This window comes from Thiobacillus sp. (assembly GCF_024708915.1).
Genome location: NZ_JANJXQ010000241.1, coordinates 47036 through 61365 on the forward strand (window position 1 = coordinate 47036; position 14330 = coordinate 61365).

The window sequence follows — 14330 nt, forward strand, 5'->3', positions numbered from 1 at the left end:
CGCTCTTGTCACTTGGATCTTGCACCTGCCCTACATGGTGTGAGTGGGACGCGCCGATTTTAACGAACCGCCGAGCAAACCTTCAATCTTGTTTTGTGCCGCCTTGCCGCTTTCGTTCGGCGCAAACTGCACCCCGACGCCCTGGGTGCGGCTACCATGGGCGCCGGCGGGCGTCACCCACACCACCTTGCCCGATACCGGCAGCTTGGCGGGGTCTTCCATCAGGGTCAGCAGCATGAAGACCTCCTCGCCCATCTTGTAGCTTTTGTTGGTGGGAATGAACAGCCCGCCGCCCTTGATAAAGGGCATATACGCCGCAAACAAGGCGGACTTCTCCTTGATCGACAGCGAAAGCACGCCGGGGCGTACTTGTCCTGCCAGGTCATTGGCTACTGTTTTCATGGTCGACTCTCTTCAATCAAATAGGTGCCGGTACCGAATCAGCCAGGCTTGCAGCTGCACCGCCCGATTCAGCGGATGGGCGAGTATCCTGCCTTCGTTCGCCTGCATTCTGGCAAGCGCCAGCAGCTTCCCCAGATCGGCCTGCGCCCCCAGACGCATCAATACATCGGAAAAATCGCGGTTGAACTGCACGCTGCCCTGCAACTTGACCGCCAGCAAATCGCCCAGCCACTTATACACCACGGCATGCCAGGTCTGCGGCTTGACGGCCTTCCAGCGTTCGCCCTGTGTCACCGGGTCGAGTTGCGCGGGGTGCGCCAGGCCTTCCAGTACGCTGCGCCGCTCATCCAGTTCGACTCCCCCGGCCCAGTTCAACGCATCCAGCGGCGCCCCGCCGGACAAAGCCAGCAAGGTCGCCGCATCTTCCAGCTGCTGGCCGGCCAGCCACTGCATCGCGATTTCAGTCGCCGGCAGCCCGAGGTCCAGCCGGGTGCAGCGGCTGCGGATGGTCGGCAACAGGCGCCGGGGCTGATCCGACACCAGCACGAACACTGTATTTAACGGCGGCTCCTCGAGCACCTTTAACAGGGCGTTGGCCGCCGCCAGATTGAGGCTGTCCGCCGGATTGACCAGCACCACGCGCAAGCCCGCGCGATACGTGGATAGCTGAACGAAATCGACCGCTTCGCGCGCCTGCTCGACCTCGATGGCGGTGGCCATTCTGGTTTCGCCTTCCTTGCCGGTTTTTTCCTGCAGGGTGAGCAGGCGAAAATCCGGATGCGTGCCGCTGTCGAACCAATGGCAGGCCGGACAGCCGCCGCATGCCGCACCATCCGGCAACGGGGCCTCGCACAGCAAGGCCCGCGCCCACGCCAGCGCCAGCGCGCCCTTGCCCACTCCGCGCGGACCGGCCAGCAGCAAGGCCTGTGCCGGGCGCCCGCGGGTCGCCAGCAGGCGCTGCCACGCCGTCGCCAGCCAGGGATACGGTGCGCTCACGCCAACTCCCGCAGCAGCCGGCCGATTTCCGACTGCAACTCGGCGATACCGTGGCGCGCATCGAGCACGCGAATGCGCGCCGGCTCGGCATGCGCGCGGTCGAGATAGGCATTGCGCACGCGGCTGAAGAAGCTGTCGGCCTCGCGCTCGAAACGGTCGGCGCTGCGCGCAGCCGAACGGCGCGCCTCCGCCACCTCCGGCGGAACGTCGAACAGCAGCGTGAGATCGGGCGCAAAGCCGCGCTGCACCCAGGCTTCGAGCGCAGCGATGCGTTCGACCGCGATGCCGCGCCCACCGCACTGATAGGCATAGCTGGCATCGGTGAAACGGTCGGACACCACCCACGCACCGCGCGCCAGCGCCGGCCGGATCAATCCGGCCAGGTGCTCCTGGCGCGCGGCGAACATCAGCAACAGCTCGGTATCGGCATCCATCTCGCGATGCAGCAGCAGCTCGCGCAGGGTTTCGCCCAGCGGCGTGCCGCCCGGCTCGCGGGTGACCACCACGTCCCTGCCCTGCTGACGCAGCCAGTCGGCGACAAATCCCAGGTGGGTGCTTTTGCCGGCGCCGTCGACGCCTTCGAGGGTGATGAATTTGCCGGGCGTGCTCATCGTCGTTGGTAGCGGTTGACGGCGCGGTTGTGCGCCTCGAGGTTGCTGGAAAATACATGGGTGCCGTCGCCGCGCGACACGAAATACAGCGCATCGGTCTTCGCGGGGTTGAGCGCGGCCTGGATCGCCGCCGCGCTCGGCATCGCAATCGGCGTCGGCGGCAGTCCGGCGCGGGTGTAGGTGTTGTACGGCGTATCGGTCTGCAGGTCGACCTTGCGCAGGTTGCCGTCGAAGCGTTCGCCCAGCCCGTAGATCACGGTGGGATCGGTCTGCAGGCGCATCCCCAGCCGCAGCCGGTTGAGGAACACGCCGGCGATCTGCGGGCGCTCGTATGCCGCGCCGGTCTCTTTTTCCACGATCGACGCCATGATGAGCGCTTCATACGGCGTGCGGTAAGGCAGGCCGGGAGCGCGGGTTTCCCAGGCGGCCAGGAGTTTTTCGTGTTGCAGGCGGTAGGCGCGGCGCAACACGCCGAGGTCGGAGGTATGCGGCGCGTAGAAATAGGTGTCGGGAAACAGCAGGCCTTCCGGATGGCGTTCTTGCGCGCCGATCGCCTGCAGCAACTCGGCATCGCTCATGCCTGCGCTGTCGTTCTTCAGCAGCGGCTGCGCGGCAAGCGCGGCGCGCACCTCGCGCCAGTTCCAGCCTTCGATGAACTGCACGATCGCCTGCGATACTTCGCCGCGCTGAATCTTGGCATACAACTCCAGCGGTGTGAGCGGCCGGTCGAGCACATACACCCCCACCTTGAGCGTGCCGGCCTTGTCCAGCACGCGCCCGAGCAGCCAGAATACCTGCGCATTGCCGATCACACCTTCGCGTTCGAGCATCGCGCTCAGGCTCCGCAAATGGGTGCCGGGCGCCACGTTGATGGTTTTCGGCAACGGCTCGATACGCAAAGGCTGGTTGGCATACCATGCCAGCCCGCCTGCCCCCGCCAGTGCAGTCAGGCCGGCAAGCAGGGCCAATCGCTTAATCCACGTCTTCATACAAGGCCGTTTTCAGAATACCGGTCCAGCCCGCCGGCGACCAGGTCGAATCATCCAGACGGGCCACGCGGCGCACGCCGATGACGCTGTTGCAGATCATCACTTCATCGGCAGCGAGTATAGCGGCTGGCATCAAACGGCCGACATGGACAGGGATGCCGCGGCGTGCCGCGGCGCGCAGCAGGCGCGTCCTGGCAACGCCGGCCACCCCGCATTCGCTCACATCCGGGGTATGCAGTTCGCCGTCCTTCACCGCCAGAAGATTGCTCATTACGCCGCCGATCACTGCGCCGGTGTCGTCGCACAGCAGTCCCTCCGCAATCGCCGGGTCATCCCACTCGGCCCGCGCCAGCACGTTCTCCAGCCGGTTCAGATGCTTGATCCCCGCCAGCCGCGGCTGGCGCGCCAGACGCAGCGTGCACCAGCGCGCAACGACGTCGTCCGGCGCATCGGTCTGCGCATGGGCAGGCAGGGGCGCAGACAGCACGATGCGGGTGGCGGCCTGCCCTTGCGGCGGCGCATAGCCGCGCGCGCCGACGCCGCGGGTGAGGATGATCTTGGTCACGCCTTCCGCGGCCGCGGCCACCCGGCAAACCTCGGCGCGCAAGCCGGCCTCGTCAGGGCAATCCAGCATCAACGCCGCACAATCGGCCGCCAGCTTGGCGTAATGATCGCGCCACCATAGCGGCTGGCCGGCGTGCATGCGCAAGGTGCGGAATACGCCGTCGCCGTAGGCCAGGCCGCGGTCTCGCGCATCCACGGCATCAGTCGGATGGCCGTTGACGAGTATCATGCGGCCCCCAGCGCGTGCAACAGACCGCATGCCTTGGCGCGCGTTTCATCGAGCTCGCGTGCAGCCATCGAATCGGCCACGATGCCGGCACCGGCGCGGAAACTCAATTCGCGGTCGCGCAGCAGGAAGCTGCGGATCAGGATATTGAAATCGAAGCTGCCGTCGCGGTTGATGTAGCCGAGGCTGCCGGTGTAGCTGCGCCGCGGCGTCCGTTCGAGTTCACGAATGATCTGCATGGTGCGTACCTTGGGACAGCCGGTAATGGTGCCGCCGGGAAACATCGCGCGCAAGGCGTCGACCACGCGCGTGCCGGTGCGCAGTTGTCCGCAGACGGTCGATTCGATGTGATGTACGTGGCGGTAGCTGGCGATATCCATCAGCGCCGGCACTTTCACGCTGCCCGCATCGCACACCCGTCCGAGGTCGTTGCGTTCCAGATCGACCAGCATGACGTGTTCGGCGCGCTCCTTGGGATGCGCCTGCAGGCGCGCGCGCAGTGCGGCGTCCTCCGCCGCATCCACGCTTCTCGGATGCGTGCCGGCAATCGGCCGGGTTTGCAGCATTCCGTCGCGGCCGAGGCGAACCAGCCGTTCGGGCGACGAGCTCACGATCGCCCATTCATCCATCTGCAGCAGCGCCGAAAACGGCGCCGGATTACGCTGCATCAACCGGGCGAACAGCGATGCCGCGGAAACCGGTGCGGCGAATTCGGCCTGCCAGCCGCGCGACAGATTGACCTGGAACACGTCGCCCGCGCGAATGTAATCCTGGATACGCGCAACGCCGGCAACGAACGCGTCGGGTGCGTCTTCATGCAGGGCCTGCAATTCGGGCAGCGCCGCGATGGGCGGCGGCAGCGCGGCCAGATCGCGCTGCATGCCGTCGAGCAGTTCAGTCTGCCCGACCTCAGCCATCAGGACGCAGCGCCGGTTCGCGCGGTCGAACAGGATCGCCGCGGGAATGCGCAACAGCCAGGCAAGGGGGAAATCGGCCTCATCCTCGACCTGCCCCACGCTGGGTTCGAACAGGCCGCCCAGTTCATACGCAAACGCGCACAGCCAGCCGCCGCTGAAAGGCAGCCCGTGGTCTTCCTGCCCGGGGCCGGGCCGCAACTGCATCGCCGGATGCGCCTGCAACGCGCGCAACCCACCGGCTGAGGCAATCCGCACGACCTCCTGCGGAAACGCAAACAGCACGTCCCAGCCGGTGTCGCCGCTGCTCAGGAACAGGCCGGGGTAACGCTGCGGATCGGACGCCTGAAGCCCAGCCAGATCAGGCCGCAGTTGGTCGGGCTGTAACGGCCATTCCCGGGTTTCGGGCGTGCTCGGGCGATCCGCAGCGACAGTCAAACGCGCTTGAAAACCAGCGAGCCGTTGGTGCCGCCGAACCCGAAGTTGTTCTTCAGCGCGAAGTCGATCTTCATATCACGCGCGGTGTTGGCGCAGTAATCGAGGTCGCATTCCGGGTCTTGCGAAAAGATGTTGATGGTGGGAGGCGACACCTGGTGGTGCACCGCCAGCACGCTGAACACCGACTCGACGCCGCCGGCACCGCCCAGCAGGTGGCCGGTCATCGACTTGGTCGAGTTGACCACCAGTTTGTAGGCGGCATCGCCCAGCGCCAGCTTGATCGCATCGGTTTCGTTCTTGTCGCCCAGCGGCGTCGAGGTGCCGTGTGCGTTGATGTAGTCGATCTGGTCGGGATTCACCCCGGCGTCGCGCATCGCGTTCAGCATCGCACGCCTGGGGCCGTCGGTGCTCGGCGCCGTCATGTGGTAGGCGTCGCCGCTCATGCCGAAGCCCGCCACTTCGGCGTAGATTCTGGCGCCGCGCGCCTTGGCGTGCTCGTATTCCTCGAGCACCAGCACGCCGGCGCCCTCGCCCAGGACGAAACCGTCGCGATCCTTGTCCCACGGGCGGCTGGCGGTGGCCGGATCGTCGTTGCGGGTGGACAGCGCGCGTGCCGACGCGAAACCGCCCACGCCCAGCGGCGAAGTCGCACACTCGGCGCCGCCGGCGATCATCACGTCCGCATCGCCATGCTCGATCATGCGGGCGGACAGGCCAATCGCGTGCAGGCCGGTGGTACAGGCGGTGACGACCGACAGGTTGGGACCCTTCACTCCATACAGGATCGAAAGGTTGCCGGAAATCATGTTGATGATGGAACCCGGAATGAAGAAGGGGGATATCTTGCGTGGCCCCGATTCCATCAGCAGGCTGTGGGTCTCCTCGATCAGCGGCAGGCCGCCGATACCGGAGCCGATGTTGATACCGATGCGTTCGGCATTGGCTTCGGTGACCTCGATGCCCGAATCGCGGATCGCCTGGATGCCGGCGGCCATGCCAAACTGGATGAAGACATCCATGCGGCGCGCCTCTTTCGGGTTGAGGTATTGCTCAACCTCGAAATTTTTGACCTCGCCTGCCATCTGGGAGGCGAAGGGCGTTGGATCGAAACGGGTGATCCGGGCGATTCCGCTACGGCCGGCGACCAGGTTATCCCAGGCTTCCGGTATGGTGTTGCCGACCGGAGATACGATCCCCAGGCCGGTTACGACGACGCGACGTTTGGACAAAAGTCAGTCCTTTTTATCGATCCGGCACGACACGGTGTACGCCGAATCATTGAGCATTGAAAAGCACACTATCGGACGGCCAGCAGGCATTGAACGCGCGCGCAGCTTCGCGCATGGCCGGGCCGCCTCGATAGCCGGGTGACGGTCAGCTTGAATGGCTGTTGACGTAATCGATCGCCTGCTGGACGGTGGTGATCTTTTCCGCGTCTTCGTCGGGGATTTCGCAGCCGAACTCTTCTTCCAGCGCCATCACCAATTCAACCGTATCGAGCGAGTCGGCGCCCAGGTCGCCGACGAAGGAAGACTCGTTCTTGATGTCCGCCTCGTTGACGCCCAGTTGCTCGGCGACGACCTTAATTACACGCTGTACGTTATCCATTACTGATCCTCTCTTGAAAAAGGGCCCCAATGAAATTGAGACCCGGAAAAATGAAGCCCGGCGATTTTACCAAACTTTCCGTGACGGTTACGCCATGTACATACCGCCGTTGACATGCAGGGTGGTGCCCGATATATAGCCGGCAGCAGGCGAGGCCAGGAAAGCGACGGCCTGCGCAATGTCTTCCGCAGCGCCCAGCCTGCCCAGCGGGATGTGCGCCAGCAGCGCCTGCCGCTGGGCGTCCGGCAGCGCGCGCGTCATGTCGGTGTCGATGAAGCCCGGCGCCACGCAGTTGACGGTGATGTTGCGGCTACCGACTTCGCGTGCCAGCGACTTGGTGAAGCCCATGATGCCGGCCTTGGCCGCGCTGTAGTTGGTCTGCCCGGCGTTGCCCATCGCGCCCACCACCGAGGCGATGCTGATGATGCGGCCGCTGCGCGCCTTCATCATCGCGCGCAGCACCGCGCGCGACAGGCGGAACACCGAGGTCAGGTTGGTCGCCAGAATGGCGTCCCATTCCTCGTCCTTCATCCGCATCAGCAGGTTGTCGCGGGTGATGCCGGCGTTGTTGACCAGGATGCCGATGGCGCCGAAATCCTTCTCGATCGCGGCGATCACGGCGTCGACCTCGGCGGCGTCGGTGACGTCGAGCTTCATGCCGCTGCCTTTGACGCCAGCGGCGGCGAGGTAATCGCCGATCGCCTGTGCACCCTTGTCGCTGGTGGCGGTGCCGACCACGATAGCCCCTGCCTGACCGAGCGCCAGCGCGATCGCCTGGCCGATTCCGCGGCTGGCGCCCGTCACGAGGGCCACTTGCCCATCAAGATTCGCGCCTTGCGCGAGGTGTCCTTGCAGCATGGTGTCTCCTTATTGATTGAGCGCGGCCTGCAGGCTGGCTTCGTCCACCAGCGCCATAGCGGGCAGGCTGTCGTCGATGCGCTTGTTGAGGCCTGCCAGCACCTTGCCGGGGCCGCATTCGATCACGCGTTCGATGCCGGCGGCTTTCAGCGCCCGCACGGTTTCGGCCCAGCGCACCGGGGTGTGCAGCTGCTTCGCCAGCGCGGCGCGGATCGCGTCGGGTTCGGTGTGGCTCTGCACGTCGGTGTTGTGCAGCACACGCACCGCCGGCGTCTTGATTTCGATGTCCTGCAGGTGCGCGCGCAGTTTTTCCGCCGCCGGCAGCATCAGCGAGGAATGCGACGGCACGCTGACCGGCAGCGGCAGCGCACGCTTGGCGCCCTTCTCTTTCGCCAGCGCCATGGCGCGCTCGACCGCGGCCTTGTTGCCCGCAATGACCACCTGCCCGGGAGAATTGAGATTCACCGCTTCGGCCACCTCGCCTGCAGCCGCCTCATTGCACACCGCACGCACGGCATCGTCGTCCAGTCCCAGAATCGCCGCCATCGCGCCGACGCCTTCGGGTACCGCCGCCTGCATCGCCTCGGCGCGGAAGCGTACCAGTTTGATGGCATCGGCAAAATCCAAAGATCCGGCCGCCACCAACGCCGCGTATTCGCCCAGGCTGTGTCCCGCCAGCAAGGCCGGGCTTGCGCCGCCCGCTGCCTGCCACACGCGCCAGACAGCGACATCCGCTGCCAGCATCGCCGGCTGGGTATTGACGGTCTGATTGAGCAGTTCGACCGGGCCGTCGGCCACCAGCATCCACAGATTCTGGCCGAGCGCGTCGGACGCTTCGCTGAAGGTGGCGCGCACTTCGGCGCGCTCGCCCCAGCCCTGCATCATGCCGACCGATTGCGAGCCCTGCCCGGGGAATACAAAAGCCAGTTTCATAGGAATATTTTCTTTTAATACTTAATACTTGAGGAGCGCCGAGCCCCAGGTGAAACCGCCCCCGAAGGCCTCCATCAGCACGGTCTGGCCACGCTGGATGCGGCCGTCGCGCACCGCCACGTCGAACGCCAGCGGCACCGAGGCGGCCGAGGTATTGCCGTGCCCGGCAACGGTGGTGACGACATGGTCCATGCTCATGCCGAGCTTTTTCGCGGTGGCGGAGATGATGCGGATATTGGCCTGATGCGGCACCAGCCAGTCGATGTCGGACTTCTGCAAACCGTTGGCTTCCAGCGTCTCGTCGACGATGCGGTCGAGCGTGTTGACCGCCATCTTGAACACGGCGTTGCCTTCCATCCGCATCAGCGCAGGTTCCTTCATGCCGGTCGAGGTGCCGCTGGTGGTGCGCAGCAATTCCTTGTGGCGGCCGTCGGCGTGGATGTGGGTGGCGACGATGCCGGGTTCGGCGGACGCGCCCAGCACCACCGCGCCCGCGCCGTCGCCCCACAGGATGCAGTTGCTGCGGTCGTTCCAGTCGGTGATGCGCGACAGGGTTTCGGCGCCGATCACCAGCACGCGTTTGGCCGCGCCGGTCTTGATGAACTGGTCGGCCACGCTCAAGGCATAGACGAAACCGCTGCACACCGCCTGCAGGTCGAACGCCGGGCGGCCGTTGGTCATGCCGAGCTTGGACTGCACGATGCAGGCGGTGCTGGGAAACACCAGGTCGGGCGTGGTGGTGGCGACCAGCAGCAGGTCGATGTCGTCGGGCGCCAACCCGGCCGCTTCGAGCGCGGCACGCGCAGCCTGGGCGGCAAGATCGCTGGTGAATTCGCCCTCGGCGGCGATATGGCGCTCGCGGATGCCGGTGCGTTCGACGATCCACTGGTCGTTCGTCTCGACCAGTTTTTCGAGATCGGCGTTGGTGAGGATGCGCGCCGGCAGATAACTGCCGGTGCCGAGAATGCGGGAATAGGTCAAGCAGCCACCCGTTGCATAAGTTGAATCTGGTCTGTGATGCGCTTCAGCACATTGTTGCGGACTTCTTCGCTGGCAGTCTCGATCGCATGCTCGAATGCAAGGCGGTCGGCCGAGCCATGGCTTTTCACCACCACGCCCTTGAGCCCCAGCAGCGTGGCACCGTTGTAGCGGCGCGGATCGAGACGGCGCTTGAAGGCATTCAGCACCGGCAAGGCGAGCAGACCGGCGATGCGGGTCAGCCAGTTGCGCTTGAATTCGGCGCGCAACGTGGTGACTATCATCTTGGCGAGCCCTTCGGACGCTTTCAGGGTCACGTTGCCGACGAAGCCGTCGCACACCACCACGTCGGTGGTTCCCTTGAAGATGTCGTTGCCTTCGACATTGCCGTAGAAATTCAGGTGGCTGTCGCGCAGCAGTTCGGCGGCACGTTTCACCATCTCGTTGCCCTTGATGTCTTCCTCGCCGATGTTGAGCAGGCCCACGCTCGGGTTCGGCTTGTGCTCCACCGCCGACACCAGCATCGCGCCCATGATGCCGAACTGCAGCAGATGCTCGGCGCTGCAGTCGACGTTGGCGCCCATATCCAGCACCAGCGCGTGACCGCTGATCGTCGGCATCACGGCGGCGATCGCGGGACGGTCGATGCCGGGCAGGGTTTTCAGGACGAAGCGCGCGGTCGCCATCAGCGCACCGGTGTTGCCTGCCGACACGCAGGCGTCGGCCTCGCCGGATTTGACGAGATCGATGGCCACCCGCATCGAGGAGTCTTTTTTGCCGCGCAGCGCCAGCGCGGGCGCCTCGTCCATCGCCACCACCTGGCTGGCGTGGCGCACGATGAGGCGCGGCCCGGTCTTGGCACGGCGCGCCTTGAGTTCGGCGGCGACGATGTCCTGCGGCCCGACCAGAATCACGTTCAGGTCGGGATGACGCGCAAGACAGCGGATCGCCGCCGGGACGGTGACATGGGGGCCGTGATCGCCCCCCATGACATCAATGGCGACTGTGATATTTCTCATGCAGCCGAAAGCGTAGGCTGATCGGGACACCCCCGGCCACGGCAATCATGGCCGGAGGCACGCGGGGGCGGAATTATTCGCCTTTGGCCTTGACGACTTTGCGGCCACGATAAAAGCCGTTGGGGCTGATATGGTGACGCAGATGCGCTTCGCCCGTGGTCGGCTCGACGGCCAGCGGCGGATTGGTCAGAAAATCGTGCGCACGGTGCATGCCGCGCTTGGACGGGGACTTCTTGTTCTGCTGGACAGCCATTTCCTACTCCTTGAAAATTCGTTTCACCCCTCAGGCGGGGCATTCACCTTCTGCGTGCATGGCCGCCAACGGCAGGCTCAACAACACTTCATCCTCAACCAGTTCGACGAGATCCAACGTCTCGCCAACCGGAATCGCATCGCTGCCGGGCAGCGCATCCAGCCGTTCCAGCTCGGCCTCGTTGCGCGCCAGATGCAGCGTGCGTTCGATCTGCACCGCATGCCGCATGCCGCCCAAGCAGCGCTGACACGTCATCTCGACTTCGCCGCGTATCGCCAGCAGCAGGGACAGGCCGCCGCGCTGATCCGTCTGCCCGGCGACTCGACAGAACAGCGTGCCTTGCGTAAATTCGCGGGCTAGACGCGGAAACGCAGACACCTCCGACTGCGCTTCCCACGACTGCGAATCCCTGCAAAAACGCCGTGGATCGACCTCAACAGGCTGATGCACGGCACCCCCGATCAACAGCGTACTGGGTTAACGCGCACAGGCTCGACATGACGCACCCGGTTAAACATTAGCCCGCAATGATATGATTTCGCGTTATTTTTGTCAAAGAAACGGTGGCCATGATTAAGAAAATACTGGTCGCCAACCGCGGCGAGATCGCCGTCCGCATCGTGCGCGCCTGCGCCGAGCTGGGTATCAAGTCGGTCGCCATCTACACGGATGCCGACCGCCACGCGCTGCACGTCAAGAAAGCCGACGAGGCCTACCATATCGGCAAGGATCCCATTCTCGGCTATCTGAACGCGCACACGCTGGTCAACCTGGCGGCGGCGTCAGGCTGCGACGCGCTGCACCCTGGCTACGGTTTCCTCTCCGAAAACCCCGATCTGGCCACCATCTGCGCGCGCCGCGGCATCCGCTTCATCGGCCCCTCGCCCGAGGTGATCCGCCGCATGGGCGACAAGATCCAGGCGCGCAACGCCATGATCGCCGCCGGCATTCCGGTGGTGCCGGGTTCGGACCACAATCTGGAGAACGTCGAGGAGGCGCGCACGCTGGCCAACCGGATCGGCTATCCGGTGATGCTCAAGGCCACCAATGGCGGCGGCGGGCGCGGCATCCGCCGCTGCGACAGCGAAGAGGAACTGCTGAAAAATTACGACCGCGTGGTGTCGGAGGCCAGCAAGGCCTTCGGCAAGCCCGAAGTCTTCGTCGAAAAATGCGTGGTTCGGCCCAAGCACATCGAGGTGCAGATTCTCGGCGACACCCAGGGCAGCGTGATTCACCTGTTCGAGCGCGACTGCTCGATCCAGCGGCGCAACCAGAAGCTGATCGAGATCGCGCCGAGCCCGCAGCTCACCGAGGCGCAGCGGCAATACATCGGCAAACTGGCGGTGCGCGCCGCCAAATCGGTCGGCTACGTCAATGCCGGCACGGTGGAATTCCTGCTCGACCAGGACAACCAGTTCTATTTCATGGAAATGAACACCCGGCTGCAGGTCGAACACCCGATCACCGAGACGATCACCGGCGTCGACATCGTGCAGGAGCAGATCCGCATCGCCGACGGCAAGCCGCTGCAATACAGGCAGGAAGACATCGCGCATCGCGGCTACGCGATCGAATTCCGCATCAACGCCGAAGACCCGAAAAACGAATTCCTGCCCAGCCTCGGCCGCATCACGCGCTATTATTCGCCGGGCGGCCCCGGCGTGCGCGTCGACGCGGCGATTTACACCGACTACGTGATTCCGCCCTATTTCGATTCGATGTGCGCCAAGCTCTCGGTGTGGAATCTGAACTGGGAAGCGACCGTCGAACGCGGCCGCCGTGCGCTCGACGACATGCTGGTGTACGGCGTGAAGACAACGATTCCCTATTACCAGGAAATTCTGAAAAACCCCGAGTTCCGCAGCGGACGCTTCAACACCGGCTTCGTCGACGAACATCCGGAACTCACCCAGTACACCGAAAAGAAACCGCCGGAAGTGATCGCCGCCGCCATCGCCGCCGCCATCGCCGCTCATCAAGGGTTGTAAACATGACCAAAGTATTCGTTACCGATCTTGTCCTGCGCGACGGCCACCAGTCGCTCATCGCCACCCGCATGCAGACCGCCGACATGCTGCCGATCTGCGGCAAACTCGATGCGGTCGGATTCTGGTCGCTGGAAGCCTGGGGCGGCGCCACCTTCGACGCCTGCGTGCGCTTTCTGCGTGAAGATCCGTGGGAGCGCCTGCGCAAGCTCAGAAAGGTACTGCCCAACACGCGCATCCAGATGCTGTTGCGCGGGCAGAACCTGCTCGGCTACCGCAATTACTCCGACGACGTGGTGCGCGCCTTCGTGCAGAAATCCGCCGACAACGGGGTCGACGTGTTCCGCGTGTTCGACGCGATGAACGACCTGCGCAACCTGCAGGTGTCGATCGAAGCGGTCAAGGCGGCCGGCAGGCACGCCGAAGGCGCGATCTGCTACACCACCAGCCCGGTGCACGACATCCCCCACTTCGTCGAACTGGCCAAGGGTCTGGCGCAGATGGGCTGCGACACCATCGCGATCAAGGACATGGCGGGCCTGCTCACGCCCTACACCGCGTTCGAACTGGTGCAGGCAATCCGCGCCGCGACCCATCTGCCGATCCATACGCACAGCCATGCGACCTCGGGCCTGGCGCACATGACGCACCTGAAGGCGGTGGAAGCCGGCGCCAGCATCATCGACACCTGCGTCGGCGCGTTTGCCGAAGGCGCCAGCCACCCCACCACGCAAAGCCTGGTCGCGGCGCTCGCCGGCACCGAATACGACACCGGCCTGTCGCTGCCGCTGATCGAGGAAATTTCGGCCTACTTCAAGGAGGTGCGCAAGAAATACTGGCAGTTCGAGTCGGCCTTCACCGGCACCGACACCCGCGTGCTGATCAACCAGGTGCCGGGCGGGATGATTTCCAACCTCGCCAACCAATTGAAGGAGCAGGGTGCGATCGACAGGATGGACGCCGTGCTCGAAGAAATTCCACATGTGCGCGAAGATCTCGGCTACCCGCCGCTGGTCACGCCCACCTCGCAGATCGTCGGCACCCAGGCAGCGTTGAACGTGCTCACCGGCGCACGCTACAAATCGGTCACCAACGAAGTGAAGCTTTACCTGCAGGGCCGCTATGGCAAGGCGCCCGGGCATATCAACGAAGAAGTACGCAAAATAGCCATCGGCAACCTCGACGTCAGCACCTGCCGGCCGGCCGATCTGCTGGCCGACGAGCTCGACAAGCTGCGCGGCGAAATCGAGGGGCTGGCCAAGTCGGACGAGGACGTGTTGACCTACGCCATGTTCCCCGAAATCGGCAAGACCTGGCTGCAGGAACGCGCGGCGGGCACCCTCAAGCCCGAAGCGCTGCCGCCGCCGGGTGCCGCGCAACAGGACAGCGCGCCGCGTTATGCAGCCGACGAATTCAAGATCACGCTGCACGGCGAGACCTACCACATCAAGTTGTCGGGCAGCGGCCGCAGCGACGCCTCGCAACGGCCCTACTTCGTGTCGGTGGACGGCATCTCGGAAGAAGTGCTGGTCGAGCCGCTGAACGAAGTCGCCGTG

At 64.8% G+C, this 14330-nt stretch carries 16 protein-coding genes; 2 read left to right on the forward strand and 14 right to left on the reverse strand.

Going from position 1 to position 14330, the window contains the following annotated elements:
* Positions 1–30 precede the first annotated feature (30 nt).
* The 14 genes from Q0L94_RS16650 to Q0L94_RS16715 all read right to left on the reverse strand — a co-directional run bounded on the left by Q0L94_RS16650 (position 31) and on the right by Q0L94_RS16715 (position 11167).
* Entirely contained in the window at positions 31–402 is a 372-nt protein-coding gene (locus Q0L94_RS16650; protein WP_296755498.1) for a PilZ domain-containing protein, read from the reverse strand.
* A 12-nt stretch (positions 403–414) separates the two neighbouring features.
* Entirely contained in the window at positions 415–1398 is a 984-nt protein-coding gene (gene holB / locus Q0L94_RS16655) for a DNA polymerase III subunit delta' (protein ID WP_296755501.1), read from the reverse strand.
* Positions 1395–2009 carry a dTMP kinase gene (tmk, locus tag Q0L94_RS16660; RefSeq protein WP_296755503.1) on the reverse strand — a complete coding sequence of 205 codons (615 nt, stop codon included), beginning with the start codon at positions 2007–2009 and terminating at the stop codon, positions 1395–1397. The genes holB and tmk overlap by 4 nt, the downstream gene beginning before the upstream one ends.
* On the reverse strand, positions 2006–2998 hold the full coding sequence (gene mltG / locus Q0L94_RS16665) for an endolytic transglycosylase MltG (protein ID WP_296755505.1): 993 nt from the start codon (positions 2996–2998) through the stop codon (positions 2006–2008). Before mltG ends, tmk begins: the two co-directional genes overlap by 4 nt.
* Positions 2982–3791 (reverse strand): aminodeoxychorismate lyase, encoded by an 810-nt coding sequence (gene pabC / locus Q0L94_RS16670; RefSeq protein ID WP_296755507.1) that lies wholly within the window; start codon positions 3789–3791, stop codon positions 2982–2984. The genes mltG and pabC overlap by 17 nt, the downstream gene beginning before the upstream one ends.
* Entirely contained in the window at positions 3788–5140 is a 1353-nt protein-coding gene (locus Q0L94_RS16675; protein ID WP_296755510.1) for an aminodeoxychorismate synthase component I, read from the reverse strand. Before Q0L94_RS16675 ends, pabC begins: the two co-directional genes overlap by 4 nt.
* Entirely contained in the window at positions 5137–6369 is a 1233-nt protein-coding gene (gene fabF / locus Q0L94_RS16680) for a beta-ketoacyl-ACP synthase II (protein WP_296755512.1), read from the reverse strand. Before fabF ends, Q0L94_RS16675 begins: the two co-directional genes overlap by 4 nt.
* Before the next feature lie 145 nt (positions 6370–6514).
* Positions 6515–6748, reverse strand: coding sequence for an acyl carrier protein (gene acpP, locus Q0L94_RS16685; RefSeq protein WP_018078559.1), 234 nt, complete (start codon positions 6746–6748; stop codon positions 6515–6517).
* Positions 6749–6835: 87 nt separating this feature from the next.
* A complete protein-coding gene (gene fabG, locus Q0L94_RS16690) occupies positions 6836–7606 on the reverse strand; it encodes a 3-oxoacyl-ACP reductase FabG (RefSeq protein ID WP_296755515.1) in 771 nt (256 codons plus the stop codon).
* A 9-nt stretch (positions 7607–7615) separates the two neighbouring features.
* Positions 7616–8539, reverse strand: a complete 924-nt coding sequence (gene fabD, locus Q0L94_RS16695; protein ID WP_296755518.1) for an ACP S-malonyltransferase — start codon at positions 8537–8539, stop codon at positions 7616–7618.
* Positions 8540–8560: 21 nt separating this feature from the next.
* Entirely contained in the window at positions 8561–9520 is a 960-nt protein-coding gene (locus Q0L94_RS16700) for a beta-ketoacyl-ACP synthase III (protein ID WP_296755519.1), read from the reverse strand.
* Positions 9517–10536 (reverse strand): phosphate acyltransferase PlsX, encoded by a 1020-nt coding sequence (plsX, locus tag Q0L94_RS16705; RefSeq protein WP_296755522.1) that lies wholly within the window; start codon positions 10534–10536, stop codon positions 9517–9519. Before plsX ends, Q0L94_RS16700 begins: the two co-directional genes overlap by 4 nt.
* Before the next feature lie 73 nt (positions 10537–10609).
* A complete protein-coding gene (gene rpmF / locus Q0L94_RS16710) occupies positions 10610–10789 on the reverse strand; it encodes a 50S ribosomal protein L32 (protein ID WP_018078554.1) in 180 nt (59 codons plus the stop codon).
* 30 nt (positions 10790–10819) lie between these two features.
* Positions 10820–11167, reverse strand: a complete 348-nt coding sequence (locus tag Q0L94_RS16715) for a YceD family protein (protein ID WP_296755526.1) — start codon at positions 11165–11167, stop codon at positions 10820–10822.
* Positions 11168–11358: 191 nt separating this feature from the next.
* Here Q0L94_RS16715 and Q0L94_RS16720 point away from each other — a divergent pair, with 191 nt between their 5' ends.
* Positions 11359–12777, forward strand: a complete 1419-nt coding sequence (locus Q0L94_RS16720; RefSeq protein ID WP_296755528.1) for an acetyl-CoA carboxylase biotin carboxylase subunit — start codon at positions 11359–11361, stop codon at positions 12775–12777.
* Positions 12778–12779: 2 nt separating this feature from the next.
* Positions 12780–14330 (forward strand): pyruvate/oxaloacetate carboxyltransferase (locus Q0L94_RS16725; protein WP_296755530.1); only part of this gene is annotated, 1551 nt, incomplete at its 3' end.